At 51.2% G+C, this 20,836-nt stretch carries 25 protein-coding genes; 1 reads left to right on the top strand and 24 read right to left on the bottom strand.

Going from position 1 to position 20,836, the window contains the following annotated elements:
* Positions 1–2: 2 nt before the first annotated feature.
* The 15 genes from gpmI to ACTNCH_RS05485 all read right to left on the bottom strand — a co-directional run bounded on the left by gpmI (position 3) and on the right by ACTNCH_RS05485 (position 12,991).
* Entirely contained in the window at positions 3–1,547 is a 1,545-nt protein-coding gene (gene gpmI / locus ACTNCH_RS05555; RefSeq protein WP_441016436.1) for a 2,3-bisphosphoglycerate-independent phosphoglycerate mutase, read from the bottom strand.
* Positions 1,540–1,842, bottom strand: a complete 303-nt coding sequence (gene yajC, locus ACTNCH_RS05550; RefSeq protein ID WP_441016433.1) for a preprotein translocase subunit YajC — start codon at positions 1,840–1,842, stop codon at positions 1,540–1,542. The genes gpmI and yajC overlap by 8 nt, the downstream gene beginning before the upstream one ends.
* A gap of 123 nt (positions 1,843–1,965) precedes the next feature.
* Positions 1,966–3,099, bottom strand: coding sequence for a tRNA guanosine(34) transglycosylase Tgt (tgt, locus tag ACTNCH_RS05545; RefSeq protein ID WP_178039375.1), 1,134 nt, complete (start codon positions 3,097–3,099; stop codon positions 1,966–1,968).
* Positions 3,100–3,245: 146 nt separating this feature from the next.
* Complete coding sequence (locus tag ACTNCH_RS05540) at positions 3,246–4,181, bottom strand: ketopantoate reductase family protein (RefSeq protein WP_441016429.1); 936 nt, start codon at positions 4,179–4,181, stop codon at positions 3,246–3,248.
* Between the two features lies 1 nt (position 4,182).
* Positions 4,183–5,283 carry a chorismate synthase gene (gene aroC, locus ACTNCH_RS05535; RefSeq protein ID WP_441016426.1) on the bottom strand — a complete coding sequence of 367 codons (1,101 nt, stop codon included), beginning with the start codon at positions 5,281–5,283 and terminating at the stop codon, positions 4,183–4,185.
* Positions 5,284–5,461: 178 nt separating this feature from the next.
* Positions 5,462–6,634, bottom strand: a complete 1,173-nt coding sequence (locus ACTNCH_RS05530) for an iron-containing alcohol dehydrogenase (RefSeq protein WP_441016423.1) — start codon at positions 6,632–6,634, stop codon at positions 5,462–5,464.
* Positions 6,635–6,662: 28 nt separating this feature from the next.
* Positions 6,663–7,079, bottom strand: coding sequence for a PTS sugar transporter subunit IIA (locus ACTNCH_RS05525; protein WP_441016420.1), 417 nt, complete (start codon positions 7,077–7,079; stop codon positions 6,663–6,665).
* Positions 7,079–7,513: a hypothetical protein gene (locus tag ACTNCH_RS05520; RefSeq protein WP_441016417.1), complete on the bottom strand. Its 435-nt coding sequence runs from the start codon at positions 7,511–7,513 to the stop codon at positions 7,079–7,081. Before ACTNCH_RS05520 ends, ACTNCH_RS05525 begins: the two co-directional genes overlap by 1 nt.
* 10 nt (positions 7,514–7,523) lie before the next feature.
* Positions 7,524–8,420, bottom strand: a complete 897-nt coding sequence (locus ACTNCH_RS05515) for an alpha/beta hydrolase fold domain-containing protein (protein ID WP_441016414.1) — start codon at positions 8,418–8,420, stop codon at positions 7,524–7,526.
* Between the two features lie 2 nt (positions 8,421–8,422).
* Complete coding sequence (locus tag ACTNCH_RS05510) at positions 8,423–8,839, bottom strand: hypothetical protein (RefSeq protein ID WP_441016411.1); 417 nt, start codon at positions 8,837–8,839, stop codon at positions 8,423–8,425.
* Between the two features lie 129 nt (positions 8,840–8,968).
* Positions 8,969–9,793 carry a PTS system mannose/fructose/sorbose family transporter subunit IID gene (locus tag ACTNCH_RS05505; protein ID WP_441016408.1) on the bottom strand — a complete coding sequence of 275 codons (825 nt, stop codon included), beginning with the start codon at positions 9,791–9,793 and terminating at the stop codon, positions 8,969–8,971.
* Entirely contained in the window at positions 9,794–10,531 is a 738-nt protein-coding gene (locus ACTNCH_RS05500; protein ID WP_441016405.1) for a PTS mannose/fructose/sorbose/N-acetylgalactosamine transporter subunit IIC, read from the bottom strand.
* A 40-nt stretch (positions 10,532–10,571) separates the two neighbouring features.
* Positions 10,572–11,063, bottom strand: coding sequence for a PTS system mannose/fructose/N-acetylgalactosamine-transporter subunit IIB (locus tag ACTNCH_RS05495; RefSeq protein WP_441016402.1), 492 nt, complete (start codon positions 11,061–11,063; stop codon positions 10,572–10,574).
* A 15-nt stretch (positions 11,064–11,078) separates the two neighbouring features.
* Positions 11,079–11,906, bottom strand: a complete 828-nt coding sequence (locus ACTNCH_RS05490; RefSeq protein ID WP_441016399.1) for a class II fructose-bisphosphate aldolase — start codon at positions 11,904–11,906, stop codon at positions 11,079–11,081.
* 44 nt (positions 11,907–11,950) lie between these two features.
* Positions 11,951–12,991: a zinc-dependent alcohol dehydrogenase gene (locus tag ACTNCH_RS05485; RefSeq protein WP_441016396.1), complete on the bottom strand. Its 1,041-nt coding sequence runs from the start codon at positions 12,989–12,991 to the stop codon at positions 11,951–11,953.
* Positions 12,992–13,265: 274 nt separating this feature from the next.
* On the opposite strand from ACTNCH_RS05485, the gene ACTNCH_RS05480 reads away from it, so the two are divergent.
* Positions 13,266–14,027, top strand: coding sequence for an SDR family NAD(P)-dependent oxidoreductase (locus ACTNCH_RS05480; protein WP_441016393.1), 762 nt, complete (start codon positions 13,266–13,268; stop codon positions 14,025–14,027).
* A 3-nt stretch (positions 14,028–14,030) separates the two neighbouring features.
* On the opposite strand, the gene ACTNCH_RS05475 is transcribed toward ACTNCH_RS05480, so the two are convergent.
* The 9 genes from ACTNCH_RS05475 to spoIIIAA form a co-directional block, all read right to left on the bottom strand.
* Positions 14,031–15,917: a BglG family transcription antiterminator gene (locus ACTNCH_RS05475; RefSeq protein WP_441016390.1), complete on the bottom strand. Its 1,887-nt coding sequence runs from the start codon at positions 15,915–15,917 to the stop codon at positions 14,031–14,033.
* 140 nt (positions 15,918–16,057) lie between these two features.
* Positions 16,058–16,732, bottom strand: coding sequence for a SpoIIIAH-like family protein (locus tag ACTNCH_RS05470; protein WP_441016387.1), 675 nt, complete (start codon positions 16,730–16,732; stop codon positions 16,058–16,060).
* Positions 16,729–17,271, bottom strand: a complete 543-nt coding sequence (locus ACTNCH_RS05465; RefSeq protein WP_441016384.1) for a stage III sporulation protein AG — start codon at positions 17,269–17,271, stop codon at positions 16,729–16,731. The genes ACTNCH_RS05470 and ACTNCH_RS05465 overlap by 4 nt, the downstream gene beginning before the upstream one ends.
* A complete protein-coding gene (locus ACTNCH_RS05460; RefSeq protein ID WP_441016381.1) occupies positions 17,168–17,605 on the bottom strand; it encodes a stage III sporulation protein AF in 438 nt (145 codons plus the stop codon). Before ACTNCH_RS05460 ends, ACTNCH_RS05465 begins: the two co-directional genes overlap by 104 nt.
* Before the next feature lie 9 nt (positions 17,606–17,614).
* Positions 17,615–18,661 (bottom strand): stage III sporulation protein AE, encoded by a 1,047-nt coding sequence (locus ACTNCH_RS05455; protein ID WP_441016378.1) that lies wholly within the window; start codon positions 18,659–18,661, stop codon positions 17,615–17,617.
* Between the two features lie 2 nt (positions 18,662–18,663).
* A complete protein-coding gene (locus tag ACTNCH_RS05450) occupies positions 18,664–19,047 on the bottom strand; it encodes a SpoIIIAC/SpoIIIAD family protein (RefSeq protein ID WP_441016375.1) in 384 nt (127 codons plus the stop codon).
* 13 nt (positions 19,048–19,060) lie between these two features.
* Positions 19,061–19,255, bottom strand: a complete 195-nt coding sequence (gene spoIIIAC, locus ACTNCH_RS05445; RefSeq protein WP_441016372.1) for a stage III sporulation protein AC — start codon at positions 19,253–19,255, stop codon at positions 19,061–19,063.
* An 18-nt stretch (positions 19,256–19,273) separates the two neighbouring features.
* Complete coding sequence (locus ACTNCH_RS05440; RefSeq protein WP_441016369.1) at positions 19,274–19,792, bottom strand: stage III sporulation protein AB; 519 nt, start codon at positions 19,790–19,792, stop codon at positions 19,274–19,276.
* Positions 19,780–20,739 (bottom strand): stage III sporulation protein AA, encoded by a 960-nt coding sequence (gene spoIIIAA, locus ACTNCH_RS05435; RefSeq protein ID WP_441016366.1) that lies wholly within the window; start codon positions 20,737–20,739, stop codon positions 19,780–19,782. Before spoIIIAA ends, ACTNCH_RS05440 begins: the two co-directional genes overlap by 13 nt.
* Between the last annotated feature and the right edge of the window lie 97 nt (positions 20,740–20,836).

Here is a 20,836-nt window from a genome sequence, read left to right as displayed (position 1 = left end):
GCTTAAACCTCCTTAACCAGCAGAGATTTGCCGGTCATCTCTTTCGGCTGCTCCATTCCCATCAGCTCGATGAGCGTCGGAATGATATCTGCCAGACAGCCATTCTCTCTCAAACCGTATGCCGGATCTGCGTTTACCAGAATAAACGGAACCGGATTGGTGGTATGTGCTGTCCAGGGCTCGCCTGTCTTATAGTCAATCATCATCTCGGCGTTGCCGTGGTCTGCGCAGATAAACATCTGTCCGCCTGCCTCTTTCAGCGCCTCTACGGCACGTCCCACACAGCCGTCTACCGTCTCGATCGCCTGCACTGCCGCCGGAATCACACCGGTATGACCTACCATATCCGGGTTCGCGAAGTTAATGATAATCACATCATACTTATCAGACTTGATCGCCTCAACCAACTTGTCGCAGACAGCCGGCGCGCTCATCTCAGGCTGCAGATCGTAGGTTGCCACCTTCGGGGACTTCACCAGAATCCGATCCTCGCCCTTGTTGGGCTCTTCCACGCCGCCGTTGAAGAAGAAGGTTACATGCGCGTACTTCTCTGTCTCGGCGATACGTACCTGCGTCATATCGTGGGCTGCCAGATACTCTCCAAAGGTGTTGTGAAGCTCTACCTTATGGAAGGCTACCAGCTTATTGGGAATCGTCGCGTCATATTCCGTAAAGCATACATAGGTCAGATCCAGACGCTTCTCCCGGGGGAAGCCTGTAAAATCATCACAGCAGAACGCTCTGGAAATCTCTCTTGCGCGGTCCGGGCGGAAGTTGAAGAAGATCACGGAATCGCCGTCCTGAATGACAGCCACTGGCTTGCCGTCCTTCTTTACCACTGCCGGAAGAACAAATTCATCGTTCACACCCTCTGCGTAGGAAGCCGCGATAGCGCTGACGCCGTCAGCCGCCTCGTTGCCCTCTCCCTTTGTCAGGGCGTTGTAAGCCTTCTCTACCCGATCCCAGCGGTTATCACGGTCCATCGCGTAGTAACGTCCCATAACGGAAGCCACTTCTCCGACACCGATCTCCTGCATCTTGTCTGTCAGCTCCTGTACAAAATCCTTTCCTGAGGTGGGCGGTGTGTCACGTCCGTCCAGAAAGCAGTGTACATAGACCTTTTTAAGACTGTGGCGCTTTGCCAGCTCCAGCAGTCCGTAGATATGGGTATTGTGGCTGTGTACGCCGCCGTCGGATACCAGTCCGAACAGGTGCAGCGCGGAGTCCTTTGCCTTCGCGTTCTCCACAGCCTTCACCAGCGCCTCATTTTCAAAGAAGTCTCCATCCTGGATCTCCTTTGTGATACGGGTCAGCTCCTGATATACGATACGTCCCGCACCCATATTCATATGGCCAACCTCTGAGTTGCCCATCTGTCCGTCCGGAAGTCCTACCGCCAGTCCGCTGGCATTGCCCTTTACAAAGGGATAGTCCTTCATCAGGCCGTCCATCACCGGAGTCTTCGCCATAGCGATGGCATTGCCCTCCGGGTTCTCATTGAGGCCATAGCCGTCAAGAATCATTAATACTGTCGGTTTCTTACTCATTGCTCTTCTCCACCTCTGCGATAGCTGCCTTCTTCATCGGAATTCTGCAGTTACGGTTGCTGCCGAACTCTACGATAACATCGTCCTCTGTGATGTCAATAATTACGCCGTAAAATCCGCTGGTTGTCACAACTGCGTCGCCAACCTCCATCGTGGAAAGCATGGCGTTCACACGCTTCTGCTCCTTCTTCTGCGGACGGATAGCCGCAAAATACATAAATGCTCCGATTACTACTACATAAAGGATTATGGTTCCCCATCCCATTGCTGCATTGCCTGTTGCAAGTAAATTCATGTTCATTCCTCCTGAAATATGCCCGTCCTCATCTTTTATCTGCGGGCGCTTCTATTATACTAGCATACTTCCCGATCTCCGGTCAAGTATTCCGGCTGTATTTTCTGTGATTTTCTGCTGATTTTATGACTGGCCGTTCATCAGGCCGTCCAGCTTCCGCTTCTTGTAGGCCTGGTATTCGCCCCGGTCAATAGCGTCCCGGATCTCAGTCATCATGGTATTGTAGAAATACAGGTTATGAAGGACGCAGAGGCGCATGCCCAGCATCTCCTTCGCCTTTAACAGATGACGGATATAGGCCCTGCTGTAGCGGCGGCAGGCCGGACACTGGCAGCCCTCCTCGATGGGCCGGTCGTCCAGCTCGTACTTCGCGTTGAACAGATTAATCTTACCCAGGTTGGTGTAGAGATGTCCATGGCGTCCGTTACGGCTGGGATATACACAGTCGAAGAAGTCCACGCCCCGGTCTACCGCCTCCAGGATATTGGCCGGCGTTCCCACACCCATCAGATAGGTGGGCTTGTCCTCGGGAAGATACGGCGTCACTGCCTCAATGATCCGGTACATATCCTCATGGGACTCGCCTACTGCCAGCCCGCCGATGGCGTAGCCGTCCAGATCCATCTGGGAAATCTCCTTGGCATGCTCAATCCGGATATCCTCATAAATCGCTCCCTGGTTGATTCCAAACAGCAGCTGGTTCTGATTGATGGTGTCCGGAAGGCTGTTCAGCCGCTGCATTTCCGCCTTACAGCGGGCAAGCCAGCGGGTGGTGCGGGCTACGGATTTCTCCACATAATCCCGCTCTGCCAGGGCCGGAGCGCACTCGTCGAAGGCCATGGCAATGGTGGAAGCCAGATTGGACTGAATCTGCATACTCTCCTCCGGTCCCATGAAAATCTTCCGTCCGTCAATATGGGAGTTAAAATATACGCCCTCTTCCTTTATTTTGCGTAAGGAGGACAGGGAAAATACCTGAAATCCGCCGGAATCTGTCAGAATCGGCTTGTCCCAGGACATAAATTTGTGAAGTCCGCCAAGCTTCTTCACCACCTCGTCGCCCGGTCTCACATGAAGATGATAGGTGTTGGAAAGTTCGATCTGGGTTCCGATCTGCTCCAGATCGGAGGTGGCTACCGCACCCTTAATGGCCGCCACGGTTCCCACGTTCATGAACACCGGCGTCTGCACCGTACCGTGTACGGTTGTAAATTCGGCACGCTTGGCGCGGCCGTCTTTCTTCAATATTTTATACATACTTATTTCAAACCTCTGTAATTATTCAGTTCCTTCATAATTCCATTCACAGATTCATGAAAATTCGCTTCGCGAATGGAATCTGTTCACGCCTGAATCATATTCTTACGGCTTCAGCAGCAAGTGCTTCAGCCTGTTACTTATAATTACAATCCTCTCTTTTTTAATTCTTCAATCACCTTATGGTACACAGGCATCTCCACATGGTACTCTGCCGCCATATCCTCTACCGCGTACACCAGGCCGCGAATCTCCGAGGCGTGGCCCTTCGCGATATCCCGCTGCATGGAGGTTCCAGCCTCCGGACTCAAATCGTCCAGAATCTGCAGGTTCCGTTTTACCACATCCTCCTGAAACGCAAGGCCCATGGCGATTCCCAGCTGTTCCAGCTCCCGATCCATAGCAATGAATGTCTCCCGCGGTTCACCCTGCTGCTGGAATACTCCTGCCTGGGCATGGAAATACTCGCCTGCCGCCGCCATAGGGCTGGTATACATAAATTTCTGGAAGGTATCCAGCTTCACCTGATCCGTATAAGCACCGTCCATGCCGGCCCCGTCCAAATCCGCCTTGGTCCGGGCCAGCTTCCGAAGCGTCGTCCCGCTGACCTTCTGTCCCGGTCTCAGACCATATACCACCCGGAAAATATCGCCGCCATGGGTAATCTCTCCCGGCGCCGAAACGGTCGCTGCTACATAGATACAGCCGTCGGTCACAGTCATATCCGGCAGGGCTCTCTGCATCCGCTCGCCGGTACCGTAGATGTTGAGAATCGGTATCACTACCGTATCCGCATTTCCTACACGATCCGCCAGGGTAATGGCATCCTCCAGGGAATAATCCTTCACACAGACAAAGATTACATCCGGCGTCTCCGTATATTCATCCATGGTCATGGCCTTAATGGGAAATACATGAAAATCCCCTTTCGCCGTCCCCTTCATGGTGATTCCTTTTTCCCGGAAGGCCGCAAGCTGCGCTCCCCGGGCCAGGAATGTCACATCTGCTCCGTCCAACGCCAGAAAAGCTCCGATACTGCCACCTGTCGCTCCCGAACCTGCGATTACATATTTCTGTCTCATCTTATCGTCCCCAAATCTTTCGTACCTGATCCATCCTTGCGCTCATGCCTTCAAAGAGCGCATCTACCAGGGTCAGGGCTGTCATGGCCTCTACCACCACCACGGCCCGGGGCACAATCACCGGATCGTGACGGCCTTTAACGCTGATCTGAATATTCTCTCCCTTTTGATTCACCGTATGCTGCTGAGCCGCAATTGAGGAAGTCGGCTTTACCGCCGCGCGAATTACGATCTGGCTTCCGTCACTGATCCCTCCCAGTGTTCCGCCTGCATGGTTGGTTTCCTTTTCTATTCCCTTTCCATGATTTACAAATACGTCATTATTCTGCTTTCCGCGTAATTTTGCTGCGCCAAAGCCGCTTCCTATCTCAAACCCCTTAACTGCCCCAATGGACAGAATAGCTTTTGCCAGATTCGCATCCAGCTTCTCAAAGCAGGGTTCCCCCACACCGGCCGGCATGCCGTCTACCACGCACTCCACCACACCGCCTGTCGAATCCTGTTCTTCCATACACTGTGCCGTATAAACAGCTGCTCTTTCTGCCGCCGCTTTATCCGGCATATAAAAAGAATTGTTCTGTATCTCTGCCGGGTCAAACTGCTTATCCTCTATCTCTACCGGGCCAATTGATCTGGTATAGGCGCACACCCGGATTCCCAGCTCTTTCAGAATCTTTGCCGCCACAGCGCCTGCTGCCACGCGGCCGATGGTTTCCCGTCCGGAGGAGCGTCCGCCGCCCCGGTAATCCCGGAAGCCGTATTTCATATCAAAGGTATAATCTGCATGTCCCGGACGGTAATAAGAAGCAATCTCGCTGTAATCCTGTGAGCGCTGGGAGGTATTGGCCACCAGAATGGAAATGGGCGTACCCGTGGTCTTTCCTTCAAAAACGCCGGACAGAATCTCAGCCCGATCCCCCTCTGTTCTGCTGGTCGTATACTGGGACTGTCCCGGTTTTCTCCGATCCAGATACTCCTGAATATCTGCTTCACTTAAAGGCAGCCCTGCCGGACAGCCGTCTATTACAACTCCGACTCCTTTTCCATGGGACTCTCCCCAGGTGGAAATAGTAAAATGTTTGCCAAAAACCGATCCTGCCATTTTTTCCCTCTTTTCTTCTCTTGTAATCCTGTTTATCATACCGAACTTTTTTTCATTCGTCAACTTGCAAACCACTTCCCGAAGCAGAAAAACCGCGATTCCGGAAAATTTCCGAAAACCGCGGCCTTTCTGTCGAGTTGTATCAATCATGGCAATTCATTCGGTGTTGTTATCTTTATTACTCAGCAAGCCGGTACACGTCCATAACCATATCTACGTCATATCCGGAGTAAGCGCCTGCCTTTCCGGTACCGGAAATCTTCATGGCATTCTCTGCGCAGATTCTGCAATCCTCTGCTTGAATGCCAATATCGCTGAGTCTGGTAGGCAGTCCCATACGTTTCTGCCAGTCCTCCAGATTGCGGAGGCCTTCCATTACGGTATCCTCCTGGTTGTCATAAAGACGCGCGCCCATACAATTTACAGCCCAGCGTACGAATTTGGCCGGATTGTTCTTCCATGCGTATTTTACCCAGGCGTCTGTAATAATAGAAAGGATTTCACCATGAGTTTTCTTAAAAGTGACTGTAATCGGGTTTTCCATATGATGGCAAATCCAATCTCCCATCTCTCCTGCCGCAGGCTTTGTATTAGACATGGCCATAATAGCTGCCAGATTCAGGTTTGCCCTGGCGTCATAATTAGTCGGATCTTCCTTTGCCACCAGGCCTTCTTTCAGGACAGCTTTTACGATAGCCTCAAAATATCCCTCCATAATCTCGTTTCCGTTGATGGGCGCAAAATATACCTCCCAACAGTGGGACATGATATCCATAGCGCCGCAGGCCATCATTTTCGGAGGCAGCGTATACGCGAACTCCGGATTGATAATTGCAAAATCAAAGAAGAAGCCCAGGTTGTAAAGGCCTACCTTTTCCGGAATTTCCAGACTGTCGTCTACAATCATCGCGCACAGGGACTGCTCGCTTCCGGTTCCGCCCAGCGTAGAGATAACGCCATGGGGAATGACCGGAGCCGGTGTAAAGATTTCCCGGTTGACAAAAAGACTTTCCTCCATATTTGCCTGTACAGCGATAAACTTTGCGGTATCCATGACAGAACCGCCGCCTACTGCCAGGATAAAATCAACCGGATCCTGGTGAACCTTTTCAATGCACTCTTTGCAATAGCTCAAACGGGGATTGGGCTTTACGTCTCCCACTTCATAATAGGAAATGCCATTGGCATCCAGAGAGGCGCGTACCTCCTCCAGAATCCGGGTCAGATAGCTTCCGCCATCATGCACAATCAGGCACTTGTTGCCATATTTCTTTATTTCTTCTCCCACTGTCTTATGGGTATCTTTTCCGAAAATTACATTTGTTTTCTGTGAATCATAGAAATTATTCATAATAATCACCTCATACTCCGGCCGGAATTTATTCCAGAATTCCCAGCTCTTTCATCCACGCATTTACATCAATGATTGCCTCTTTCGACGGCTCCATAGTTCCCTTGCAAAGCTCGTCCGCATCCGCGTCCTCTCCCAGCTGGCTTACCACATCGATAACCATTGGAAGATTCATTCCGGTCAGATGACGGAATTTATAATGCTCCATCAGTCTGCTTACGCAATTAAACGGGGTTCCATTGGGAAGATCTGTCATAACAATAGCGTCTCCCGTTTCCAGAATCTCTTTCAGTCTCTTTTCTACCTTCGCAGTTAAATCATCCGGTCCTTCTCCCGGTTCAAAGGTTATATACTCCAGATCCGGCTGGTCTCCAATCAACATTGTAGTACTTTCTACCATTCCCTTCGCCATGCCGCCATGGGAAACTAAGATTACTTTTACCATTACAAATGTCTCCTTACATATTCCTGCATATTTTTGCATAATTTTGAATTCTGGTAAATATCTGCAGCCATAGACATCTGCAGTTTCAGGGTACAAAGTGTTTCCCCGTCCTGATAGGACAGAAGCACCTGCTCATAGACGTCACCTATTTTTCCCTTTTCGCCAATCGCCCTTTCCCGGCCTGATTCCTGTTCTACAATTTTTATATCTTTTATCAGACTGTAAGGAATCATCACAGAGCAGAAAGTTTCTTCTTTTCCGTCAGCCGCCCGGAGCACAATAGCCTTTTCCAATACGCGTACATGAACAATTGCCTGCTCCGGATTGTGCGGATCTCCGCCGAGGTAAACCATCTCATACTGCCAGCCCAGCACATTGCCTTCCTGATTCCTGCTTCGCAATTTTTGGAAAGGCCGAAACTTTTTTCTCTCCATAGGCTTCTCCTTACACTTTTTTCCAGTTCAGTCTGTCACGCAGAAACGCTTCCACGATATCCATAACCGCCGGCGTCCAGAAAGGGGAACCGCCGTGAGCCGCATTGTGCATCCTGTACATGACTGCATCCTTTCCGGCCTCCCGCATCTTACGGTAGAGAATCACACTCTGCTCGAAGCTGCAGCTTTTATCCTTATCCCCATGCATCAGCAGTACCGCCGGAACATCGCCATCCAGATAACTGACCGGACTGGCTTTCTCTGCCAGTTCCAGATGCTCCTTTACCGGAACGCCTAAAAGCTCGTCCAGATGTTTTGTAGAAGTCCCATGATAATCAATCATAGCGGGAAGCCATGCCGGTCCGTAATAATCCACCACTGCCCCGATTCGCAGCTGCCTTTTCCGGTATTCCGGCATCATCGCCATCAGAAGCGCCGTATGGGCTCCAGAAGAGCTGCCCCAGGCTGCCAGCTTTCCTGTATCCCATCCCAGCTCATCCGCATGTTCCAGAAGAAATTCCAGGGCTCTCCAGCCATCATCGGACTGTACCGGGAAATGATACCCCGGCGCAGGACGATATTCTACACTGGCCACGAGGAAACCGCGTCGCGCTATTTCCACCAGCTGAGGAATTCCCGGAACCACACTCTGTTTCTGCCACGCCGAACCACGAATAAAAAGTATCAGAGGACGCTTTTCCTCTTCCGACGCCATGGAAGGAAGCAGCAACTGCAGCTTCAAAGATACGCCGTCCACACAGGCGAACTCCACATCTCGAATGTATTTTACAATTTTACCACCGGAAAAATCCGCCTCCAGTTCCAACATGCCCTCTGCCGTCAAAGAAGAGGGCTCCATATCAGGCGCCGGAATACTCCAGCATTCATTTTCTGAACGAAGTTCCATGTTTACGCCTCCTCTGTCTCTCTGCTTTTCCATTCCAACTGCCTCAGAATCAGACCTTCTTCCATGGTACAGGCAATCTCAAAAAAGTACCTTGTATCCGGTTCTGTCTTTACATTTAAAATCTGGCTTTTCATGGTGTCCAGTTTGATATAGATTTTATGAAATCCCGGCTCACAAAGCAGATGACACTGCTTCTCCATATCAATTTTCGCTGCCATACCGCCGTCCAAGAAAATCTGAAAGCTTCTGATATTTCCGCGGATGCAGCGCTGCCGGTAAAAGGAAAGCAATGACATTCCCTTTTGGAGATCCTTTTCCTCATCTACCTCATCGAACTTTTCCCGGACGTCCGTCTTTGTCTGTTCGACGTCCGAATGGGGTTTCAGCAATGTCTCTCCCATCTTTTTCAGAAAATTCATGCCCGCCTCCTGTTTCCGTTTTCAAACCATCTTTTACAGCCAATTTTCAAAAATGGCTGCCGGAGTATGCCCCCTGGCAGCCATCTCTCCGTCACACATATCCGTCAGATTGTGGTAACCACACCCGGCTTACGCGCTGAATACGCCAAGCAGGCCAAAAATGATTGCAAATACTACCATTGCCAGAATAATGTGAATGGACTTCTTTCCACTGCGCAGTGCCTTTACGCAGGCCAGTGTCAGCAGAAGAGGAAGAATCTTCGGGCAAATAGCGTCAAACAGAGCTGTCTGAATATTGAACTCTGTACCGCTGATGGTAAAATTCAACGCGCACTGCAGATTGACGTAATTTACAATCAGACCACCCATAACGCAGCATCCTACGATACCGGCTGCATTCATGATCTTATCCAGGGTTCCTGCTGCCATCACATCAACGATGGCGTCACCGCCCTTATTATAACCAAGTTTGAAGCATGCCCACATGCAGCCAATCATAATGGCATACATTGCAACCGCGTAAATAATCGGTCCAAGAACCAGTCCGTTGTTGGTCAGGTCAATACACAGGGCCAGGACAATCGGAATGATAATACCCTGAATCAGGGAATCACCAATACCTGCCAACGGTCCCATCAACGCAGATTTCAGGCCTACAATCTGGTCAGCGTCGCAGTCTGCTCCCGCTGCCACCTGCTCCTCCATCGCAATTGTTACGCCATGAATAACCGTACCTACCTCCGGCTCTGTATTTAAGAAGGTCAGATGACGGGTCAGGGTCTCTTTCTGCTTCTCAACATCATTCGGATACAATTCCTTTACAACCGGAACCATAGAGTACATAAATCCAACGCCATGCATAAACTCATAGTTGCCGCCTACAGCACAGGATAAAAACCAGTTTAAAATGGACTTTTTCTGTGCGCTTTTTGAAACCTTTACTACCTCAGCCATTTATGCCACCTCCGTCTTCGTGCGATAGAAATAAAGAACCGCGCCTACAAAACCAATCATCGCAATCGGAATCAGCCCCAGGCTTAAGTACGCTGCTGCAATAAAGCCTACCAGAAGCCAGATACGTGCCTCATCCTTGAAGATGAAGGAAAGGTTGATTGCAATACCAACTGCCGGAAGCATGCCGCCGATAAGTGATACGACGGTCAGAATCTTGCCGTTCAGCACATCTGCCAGCGCGTAAACCAGATCGGAACCAAAATATGCGCAAAGCATACAGGGAATGCCATATCCGATAAAGGTAATAATCAGCGGAAGCAGCCATGCCGGAATCCACAGAGAATTAATTTTTCCGTCGTCGATAAATTTCTGAGCCAAATGTCCGCATGCAGCCAGAACTGTCATCAGCATGGTATACAGCGCGATAGCTACCAGTCCAACCGGAACTGCCAGAACCAGGGCCGCATCCATATCAAGCCCTGTTGCCAGAACAAATGCAGTACTCAAAACGCCTGCCGCGCAGGGGTCTGCCGGTGAAGCTCCGCCGGCTCCAATCCATCCCAGATAAATCATGTTAATCTGTGCGCCAATCATAGCTCCTTCCAGCGGTTTTCCGAACACCAAGCCTACCAGGAAGCCTGCAACCAATGGTTTGCTGAATACAAAGTAGCCCCGTGCGAATGAATTGTTGCCTATCCAGTAAATCACACCGCACAGAAATGCCTGAAATAGTGTCATAACTTGTACCCTCCTTGTAACATTACATATCCTGTTTTTTTCACTTCAGTAATTTTTCCAGGTCTACCGGCGCATTATCAATAGCCAGCTGGTATACCATTGTCACTCCCCTGCCGATCAGCGCCCGCATAGCATCCTTCTCGCTGTCACTTGCGAACAGATCCCGAATCAGCTTCTTCCGTTTTCCATATTTATTTCCGCTGACTGCCGCAGAGCCGCAGATGATTCTGTCATATACGACTCCCGCTTCATTCATGCGCAGAAAACTCTGGGCACATTTCGTAAGAAGCATTACCTTCTCATTTTCCGGCGACTCTTCCTTCAGATACGCAATCGCCTGATCCACCGTTAAAATCTGCAGTTCCGTTCCTGCCGGCTTCATTCCCATGAAAATCTTACAGGTAAATTTATCATTTACCAGATCATCGTCTGCAAGCACGATTACGTTTGCATGGGTCGCCTGCATCCACTTGGTACAGACTTGTCCGTGGAGTAATCTTTCATCGATTCTTGCCAGGACAACGTTTCTCATATTTTTCCTCCTTTCTTATGCCTTTCCTGTGGATCCGCATAAATCCATATGGTGCTCTGCCACTGCCTTTGCTCCGGCTCCCAGCTTCTCATACAGATCATACGGCGCCCAGCTTCTGAAGTTTTCCGGAAGTGATTCCTTATAATTCTTATAGCTGTCAATTGCTCCTGTATACAGCTCATACGCAACATTCAGCTTATTAATTCCCATACTGCAGGCCTTTTTCAGATTCTCGTCGCCTGTGCCGGATCCGCCGTGAAGAACCAGGGGTACCGGTACGGCATCACGAAGCTCTTCCAGGAGTTCAAACTGCAGCTGCGGCGTATCCTTATACGCGCCATGGGCTGTTCCTATTGCTACTGCCAGTGCGTCTACGCCTGTCTCCTCCACAAATCTCTTTGCCTCATCCGGACGGGTAAATACGCTTTCGTCTCCCATTGCCACATGTCCCAGTTCTGCCTCAACGCCCATACCGCATGCATGTGCGATTCTGGTCAGTTCCTTTACCTGCGCCGCGTTTTCCTCAAACGGGAGCTTGGATCGGTCTACCATAATGTCTGTAAAACCTGCGTGAATCGCCCAGATAGCATGCTCATACTCTGCGCCGTGATCCAGGATAATTGATACCGGAACACTGGCCTGTGCTGCCTGCTCGCGCGCCCATTTTCCAAACCGCATAATATCATTTTTTCCATACATAAAGAGCATGATAACCGGGGAGCGCTTCTCCTCCGCCGCCTCAAGGCATGCCATAAAGTTGATTTCATTGCCGATTCCAAGTGCCGGAACACAGTAATTTTCTGCTTTCGCTCTGGTTAAGATGTCTCTGATATTTGCTAACATATGATGTTTTCCTCCTTATTTCTGAATATCTGTCCTGTATTTTCTTACTTATACTCAATGATGCAACGGAAGGTATCCGGACGGAGCGCTGTTTCAAATGCTTCCTTACACTGCTCCGGTGTAAATACGCCACTGACCAGTCTGGACGGGTCGATAATACCCTTTCTCAGACAATTTACAGATTCTGTAAAAGAGCGGACGCTGGGGCTCTTGGTTCCTGTGATTCTTACGCCCTTGCTGTGAACGTATCCTACATCCAGCGGAACCTCTTTACCGGCATGAACGGAACTGTACATTACAACGGTTCCTCCCGGAGCAGTCATTTTAATAGCCTGCTCTGCAACAGCTGCCACTGCTGTAGTGTTGAATACCGCTTCCGCTCCCATTCCATCGGTGTGATCCTTTACAAACTGTACCGCGTCTTCCTCCATGGGGTTGAAGGTCAAATCGCAGCCCAGCTCCTCTGCAAGCTTTCTTCTCTCCGGATCAATCTCGCTCATAATTACATAAGCGCCTCTTGCCTTTGCGCACATCACATGGAGCTGCCCCATGATACCGCCGCCGATAACCACCACATTATCGCCCAGATTGATCGTAGTCTGGTTGATACTCTGGATAACGCAGCCAAGCGGTTCTGCAAATACTGCCTTCTCTGTGGGAATATCATCCGGCATGAAATATACCTGATCCAGATTCAGCTTGATATATTCACCCAGGCCTGCAGTTCCCGGAATTTCATATCCGTCATCAATATCATCTGCCATCTTGCAGAGGTTCTCCATACCATGACGGCAGAAATAACATTTTCCGCAGGGCTTCTTAATCAGATTTGCTACAATCTTCTTTCCAATCGGATATGCCTTCGGATCTACGCCCTCTCCAAGCTCTGCAATTTCACCTGCAACCTCATGTCCGCCAACAAAAGGCGGTGTAATATACTTGATAACTCCGGAATACATACGCTGCTCCCAAGTGCAGAGTGCGCATCCGTTCACCTTCATTAAAATCTGATTTTTTCCAAGCGCAGGTTTCTTTACTTCACGTACCTCAACCTGACGCTCGCCTGTAATCGCCACAACCTTCATTTTGATGTATCTCCTTTCTGTTTCTGTCATTACATCTTTTTGCACCTTATGTCAGTTCCGCTCTCTGGCTTTCCCTGACGTTAACTATACTATAGCACGTTACTTTCCATCACAAAATACCAAAACGCTTCCGTATCGATGCGGAAGTATTATGCGTGTTGACTATGATTCACAGTTATTCTTTTCATATTTTATGCACTTTAACGAACAGCTCTTGCAGGTGTAATATATATGATTTATAATGAGTTTAATTTTTTGAAAGGAGCTTATAAACATGGATTTGCAGATCAGAGATAAAATTGCAGTAATTACAGGCGGAACCAAAGGGATTGGAGCCGGGATTGCCCGGATTCTGGCTTCAGAAGGCGTACACCTGGCACTGGCCTACCGCTCCGATACCGAAGGAGCCCTGGCATTTACCCGGGATCTCACAGAACAGTATGGCGTTCAGGTGAAGGCGATTCATGCTGATCTTACCCTTTCAGACGAGATCGAACGCTTTTACCGGGAAGCGCTTTCCTTTTTCCCCACCTTGGATATTCTCGTCAACAATGCTGCCGGTGGAGATCCAAAAAACATTCCCCTGGAACAGCTTTCCCTTTCCCAGTGGCAGACCTGCATGGACGGTTGTCTTACTCAGGTATTTACCGTGTCTCAGGCTTTTGTACGGGAATGCAAACGCTCCGGCCATGGCGGACATATTGTAAATATCTCTGCCAAGGCAGCGTTTCACAGCACCAGCCACAACAAAATACCATACGCCACTGCCAAGGGAGCTATTGCAACCATGACACAGCGTATGGCAAATGATCTCATTGATGACGGTATCTTTGTTAATGCCATTGTTCCGGGTTATGTACTCAGCAATTACTATCAGGATCCGGATTCCCCCAAATGTAAAGCCAAAGAAAAGGAACTGCGAATTGGCTGGGCAACTCCAGAAGACATAGGAAACATAGCAGCCTTCCTCTGCTCTCCCCGTTCCCGCCAAATCATCGGCGCTATTCTTGACTGTTCCGGCGGAACCATGTTGTAAAATTCAAAGAAATATCTGGCGCAAATCCTCCGTCTGATAGCATTTTTCCACTCTTTCACGACCTTTTGAACTGCAGAGAATCTGATAGGACTCTGCCAGCTGCTCCAGCAGCCCGTCATAGGTACGGGCATAGCTGGCCAGGTGCCAGATCTCTGTTTCATTTTCTCTCCGATATACATAGGTTCTCTCGTCCGCGTTGATACCCATAGCAACCTGCAGACAATGTCCCCATGACAGACGTTTTCCCTGATAAGGCATATTCCCCCGGAAAAAATTATCTTTCACCTGATCCACGGTATACAATTCAAACTTTCCTTCATCAAACTGCTTTTCCAGCCGTTCCAGCGAAAAATCCGACTCCAGCCAGCTGGCTGCAATCGTGTCCTGAATATTCCGGATATCCGCGTCCGACAGAACGCCGGATACCTGGATGCATGGAAATGTAACATTCTTCAACGGTACGGTTGAGATAATAAAATCCAGTTCTTCCATCTGCTGCAGCTTTTCTAGTTGAATCATAGATACCACGTCCACAATTTGATAGGTCGGGAAATACTGATGCAGCTTTGTCACCAGAAGCTGGGTCGTTCCGAAGCCACTGTTGGAAACCACCAGAATCTTTTTCTCCATGCGCTTTTCTTCCAGCATGACCTGATAATAAATCGCAATATAAGAAACCTCTTTTATACTGATTTCTTTTATTCCGTATTTTTTACAGATACACCAGAGAACTGCCTGACACAGCCCCAGGAGCTCGCCGTAATTTTCTTCCATATCTTCCAGAATCCGGCTCTGAATCCGAATATCATATTTTACCCGGTTCAACAAAGGACGCATATGCTGAACCAGGCCTTCCAGCAGTCGGGAATCCGGTTCCACTGTAATTCTCAGCGCTTTTAACATATATTTGCTCAGTTCCTTTACCAGAACCGGCGCCATATCGGTTTCCTCCATGCAAAGCTGCAGAGGTTTTCCCAAGCTTTCCTGTTTTCCGGGCAAAACGTCGGAAGACACCAGATACCGGTACAGATAACAGCTTTCCCGTTCTTCTACCTGCCAGTGCCGACGGATAATTTCCAGTAACTCTCTGGCCAGCTTCATAAGCGCCGGCTGAATTTTCAAAAATCTCTGTTCGTCCCATTCGATAAAATGTCCTCTGCGGGTCCTGGATGCGCAAATCAGAATGTGATCCCTGAGATAGCTGTAATATGGTTCCGTAACCGCATGACCGCATTGCTGCTCCAGATATTGCATCACTTCTCCCGACAGAGCTACTTCTTCCTCTGTAAAGAAGCCCGTATGAATAAAGCGGGTTCCTTCTTCCCCCGACTGCATGTATTCACCCGGGGTAAGCTCTGTATTTTTCGACGGATCGTTTTCCCTCACCCAGGCTGCAACAGCGTGACGGACTCCTTTTTCCGACCCCGTCAGGCTTCTGCCCTTCCGGCTGCTGACCAGTTCCAGGCCATAATCTGCCACCCAGTTTTCCACCGCTTTAAAATCGTTCACGATACTGGCCCGGCTCACATAAAATTCATCCGAAAGCTTCTGAATGGACAGGCTGCTTTCGTCCATCAGAAGAAGGCGCTTGATCATTTCTTTTCTTCGGAACTCCGCCGGAACCGGCCCTTCTGTATCTTCACAGTTTCGAAGGCCATTCAAAATCCCCTGATTTCCCCTGACCTTTTCCGGAAGATAGATCCCGCTTCCCGTCTTTCGAATCAAAGTCACGTGAAAAGGATCCAGGTATTCCTGAATCGCCTTAATGTCCTGTAAAATTGTTTTATCCGACACCTGAAGTTTTTCCGCCAGATATTTTGCGGAACGAAAATCCTGTTCATTCAATAAGAGTTCCAAACATTTAATCTGTCTCGTATTTAAGTTTGCCATGCTTCTCTTCTCTCTTCTGTAGGAAACTGTTTTAGGGCAGTTCCCGTTACGAACTGCCCGTTTTTGTTATGTTTTCAGCTTTTTTATAACATTGTACATTAAATTATACAAAAAAATGTCGTTTCTGTAAAGTCCGCTCTTTACTCCGCCCTGGCCGTCGGTGTAATTACAATATTCTCCCCCGCAATCCCGGTTTTCCGCTTCACAATATCCTCAATCTGGGCCCGGCCCGCATCGTCCACATTTTCCATATTTACCACCACGTCGGCCTGACCGTTGGTAATGCTGACCACCACGTCCTCAAAGCCCTTGGCAGACAGGAGAAGCTCTGCCGCCGCTTCCTTTTCCGCGATATCCGTCAGCTCCACCATACTATCCACAGCCTCCTGCTTCTGGGCCTCGGAAACCTGGGTATTGTTGATTACATCCAGAAGGGTTGCCTTGTTTTTGGAGCGCAGCTGTTCTCTTGTGACCTTTGCCTCCGCCGCGAATCCGGTTCCCGCTGACGAGCTGGCCAGAACCGCCTCACCGGGCTCCTCGCCCTCCTCCACATCTGCCAACGCCTCCCCGTCCGGATCCAGGCCGGCGATATCCCCGTCCTCAAACTGCAGCTCCTCCAGACCGGTCTGGGCGTACAGATCCTCTGCGGAAATATCCTCCGCGGCGGAAGCCTCTTCCGCCGTTTCCCCGCCGGCTCCCGTTTTCACCTTAGCTCCCTCCAGCTTGCTTCCGGAATAATTCAGATATCCGGCTACCGCAATCATAATCGCCAGGGCTGTGATAATCATCTGGTTCTTTTTAAATATGTTTTTCACTTTGCACCCTCCAACTTCATTATTTTTATTTTATGTGCCTCGATGGAAAATAATGCCTGCACCGCCTCCAGAAGCTCCTGCCTTACCACCGGGCTTCCGCCGCCCTCTGCCAGCACCAGGACTCCCTCCAGGGAGGGCTCCAGCTCCTTTACCACATAAGGGCTTTTTTCTCCGCTCCCGGCCTCATAATAGACTGTCTCCTCTCCCCATTCCTGTTCGCTGGTGCTGCGGCTGCCTCCGGCCGCGTCTGTCTCCTCCACGGTCTTCCGGGTTTCCGGCGTATCCTTCTCCACAATCCGTTCCCCCTTCGATTCCAGCGTCACCATCACGCGCACCCGGCCGGCTCCGGCCACCTGGCTTAAAATAGAAGCCAGTCTCTCCTCCAGCTGCCGCTCGTAGGTGATCTCCGCCGCTTCCGCCGTCTCTTTTTTCTCCTCAATCGTTTCCTTCTTTTCCTCTGTCGTGGATACGGGAAGCGCTATCACCACCAGAAGAATTCCAAAGAGAAGAAGCACCGCCAGCTGTTCCTTCTTCGGCACCCTCCCATGCTTCTTCCACTCCGATTTCCACTTTGATATCCGGGATTCCATAAGGTTCCTCTCCTTCCTGCAGCCGCTGTTCCAGCTCCTCCTGCCGCCTGATAAAAGCCTGCAATTCCTCGTCATAGGTCTGGGCTGCGTAAGCCTTATCAAGCTCCTCTGCCACGCCCGAAAGCTTCAAAACAGGAGACAGCACCACCAGCATCAGTACAACGCCCAGGAAAAAGCGGACATATTTTCTCTGGCTCTCTCCCGGAAGCAGGTGGAGCAGCACCGTCATCAGGATAGTATAAAACGCAATGTCCCGCACCCAGCCGTCCAGAAATTCCTTCATACTCCCCCCTCACAGCCGCACCGACAGCGTCACGGCCACAATCGTAATCACAAAAAGCACCGTCACCGTAAAAACCGCCTGAAGCAGGAGACGCACGCCCTCGCCCGCGCCGGACACGCAGCCCACAAAGCGCTTATCGCAGACCGGCTGGAGCAGCGCCGCCGTCCCCTTCAGAAGCAGCGTCAGCATTCCCAGCTTTAGCAGAGGCCCCAGACAGAGCAGGCCCAGCACCAGTACCGCAGCCGCCCCTATGCCGTTTTTCAGAAGAACCGCGGAGCCCAGCAAAAGCTCGGCTACGCCGCCCGCTGCGTTGCCGATACCGGGCAGAAGCCGGGCCGCCCGGGTAAAGGCCGTGCCCTTCAGGGCGTCCACAGCAGGCGTAACCATTCCCTGGACCGCGTGGAAGCCCACGACCAGGCCAAGCAAGGATTTCATGATCCAGCCCGCCGCCTTCCCCGTAAGCTCCGTCAGCTGGGAGAGGTATTCCTCCTTCGTCAGATGATTGACAAAAACCAGGACCATGTACCATTTCAGCACCGGCAGCATCGCTTCTCCCATAAGCCAGTCCAGCAGATAGATAAGGCCCAGCAAAAACTGATAGAAAACCAGCGCCGTCGTGCCCCCTGCCGCCAGCGTCACAGACAGGCACCAGGCCGGAAGCAGAGCCTGCATGAATTGCAGGACGCCTGCCAGGACCTGCCCCGCCAGCTCCGCCGCTCCCTCGAACACCCGGAGTAGAAGCAGGAACAGCAGCAGATAGGTCATTTCAAAGCTAATCTCCCCAATCTGATCGCTTTGAAATACGCCGGTAACATTGGTAAGCAGGGCTGCCGCAATCCCCAGCACCAGAATCGACAGAAACAGCTGCTTTTCCTGCGCCAGGTTCTGCCCTGCCTCCAGCCACACACTCCCCAGGAAGCCCTCCAGCGTAAAGGGCTGCTCCCCGGACAGGAGCGCAAGCACCGTATCCTGAAAGGAAAAGCCCTGTCGCAGAATCTCATCCACAGCCTCCTGAATTTCCGAAAAATCCAGCTGTTCCAGAGCGAAAGTTTCCATGATTACCCTCCCAGAAAGCCCTGCACCGTCTGAAGCAGCGCGTTTACAATGGGCATGCTCACCGCCAGAACAGACAGCTTCGCCACCACGCCGATCTGTCCCGCCACCGCCGAATACCCGGCGTCCCGGCAGATGTCCGCCGCAAATTCCGATATATAGGTAATGCCGATGATTTTCAGCAGCGCCTGGATATAGGCGCTCTGAATGGAAATGGCGTCCTGCAGCAGCCGGATATTTTCCACAACCAGGGAAAGGCGCTCCGCTGCCATCAAAAGCAGCAGAAGTCCTGTGCCGACGCTGGCGAACGCCGCGTACTCCGGCTTCATCTGTTTCAGAAATAAAGCCAGGAAGACGCCGGTTATGCCGATCATCACCGCCTGAAACATGGTCTCCACCTCCTCACAGGGCAAACAGCTGCTTCATGGTATCAAACAGCTCGAATATATAAGGCAGAATCCAGAACAGCACCAGTACCAGCCCGGCCAGGCTGGTGAGAAAGGCCTGCTCCTCCCGCCCGCTGTGCTTGAGCACCTGGCAGATAACCGACACCAGAATGCCCACTGCCGCAATCTTAAAAATGAGGTTCACACCCATAGCTCCTCCTGTTTCCCATCAAAGCAGAAGAATCACCAGGAAGACGCCGCCCGCGATCCCCAGGCTCTGATACAGCTTCTGCCTGCCTTCCATCTGTTCCTGTGCCTCCGCAATCCCCTGTTCCAGCTGCTCCTGATAAAGTCCTATGGCAGAAAGCTGCATTTCCGTATCCAGATACCCCAGCACCTCTCCCAGTGTCGTAAGCTGCTCCCGGTCGTTCCGGGTCAGGTGCGCGGGCTTCAGGCGTCTCTCTACCTCGTCCCTCCAGATTTCCCCCAGGCTTCTTCCGTCTGCTTTCCGAAGCTCATCTGCCGTTTCTGCCAGGAACAGTCCAAAGGGCTCCGGCAGCCGTACTGAAACATGGGAAAACGCCTCCGGCAGGGGCAGTCTGGCATAACGGATCTCCCCCTGCAGCATATAGATCAGCCGCTTCAGAATCCGAAGCTCCCTAAGCCTGAGGCGCAGATCCCGGCCAAAGCTTGCCCCAATTCCGGCCGCCGAGCAGAGAATCAGACAGGCTCCTGTCAGCTTGAGCAAAGCACCTTCCCCTTTCCATCCAAAATCTTGCGCACCGTTCCCGGCCCGTGTCTGGCGTCCAGCACCACAAAGCGTTCAAAGATCTCCTCCTGCAAAAGACGCGCGAACAGCGGCTTCTGCTGAAGATCTCCAAGATCTGTCCCATGTACCGTGGCCAGAATCCGGCAGCCGCAGAACAGCGCTGTCTCCAGGGCCGCCACATCGGCAGCGCCTCCGATCTCATCTACGGCAAGGACCTCCGGAGCCATGGAGCGCACCAGCATCAGCATCCCTTCTGCTTTGGGGCAGCCGTCCAGGATATCCGTCCGAAGTCCCACATCATTTCCCGGTATCCCCAGATGGCAGCCGCAGATTTCACTCCGTTCGTCCACCACTCCCACCCGGAGCCCCCGCATTCCCACCTTTCCGTCGGAAATCTGACGGATCAGATCCCGCAAAAGTGTAGTCTTTCCGCAGCGGGGCGGGGACAGAAGCAGCGTATGCAAAAGACCCTCCGGCCCGTACAGCCAGGGCAGCACCCCGTCCGCGCATCCTCTGACCTCATGGGCCACACGAATATTCAGACTGCTGATGTGGCGCAGAGTCTTCACCCGGCCTTCCTCCGTAACCACCCTTCCCGCCACACCGATCCGATGGCCTCCGGGCAGGGTCAGATAGCCCTGACGAATCTCGTCTTCATAAGCGTACAGGGAATAGTTTCCGGCAAATTCCAGTGTTTCCCGGACCTCCTGCTCCGTTACCATTCTGGCCCGGTGCCATTCCAGCGTCTCCCGCCCCTCTTCTGTCAGGAACATTTCCCTTCCACGGTACCAGAGCGTCAGGGGGCGTCCCGCTCCCAGCCGGATTTCCTGCAGCTTTCCAATCTCCAAATGGGCTTTTTGAACCGTCTCCCGCACGGGCAGCGCCAGGATTTTTTCCAGTTCCTCTATGGTTTTTCCATTCTGCATGTCCTCACCTCTTAGGACAATATATGTCGCAGCTTCTATGGAAAAGAACCAAAAAGCGGAAGAAGTCGCCTTCTCCCGCTTTTTCATACACCGTTAT

It is taken from the genome of Candidatus Merdisoma sp. HCP28S3_D10, from assembly GCF_052065835.1.
In the GTDB taxonomy this organism is placed as follows: domain Bacteria; phylum Bacillota; class Clostridia; order Lachnospirales; family Lachnospiraceae; genus Laedolimicola.
This window is presented reverse-complemented; position numbering and strand designations above follow the sequence as displayed.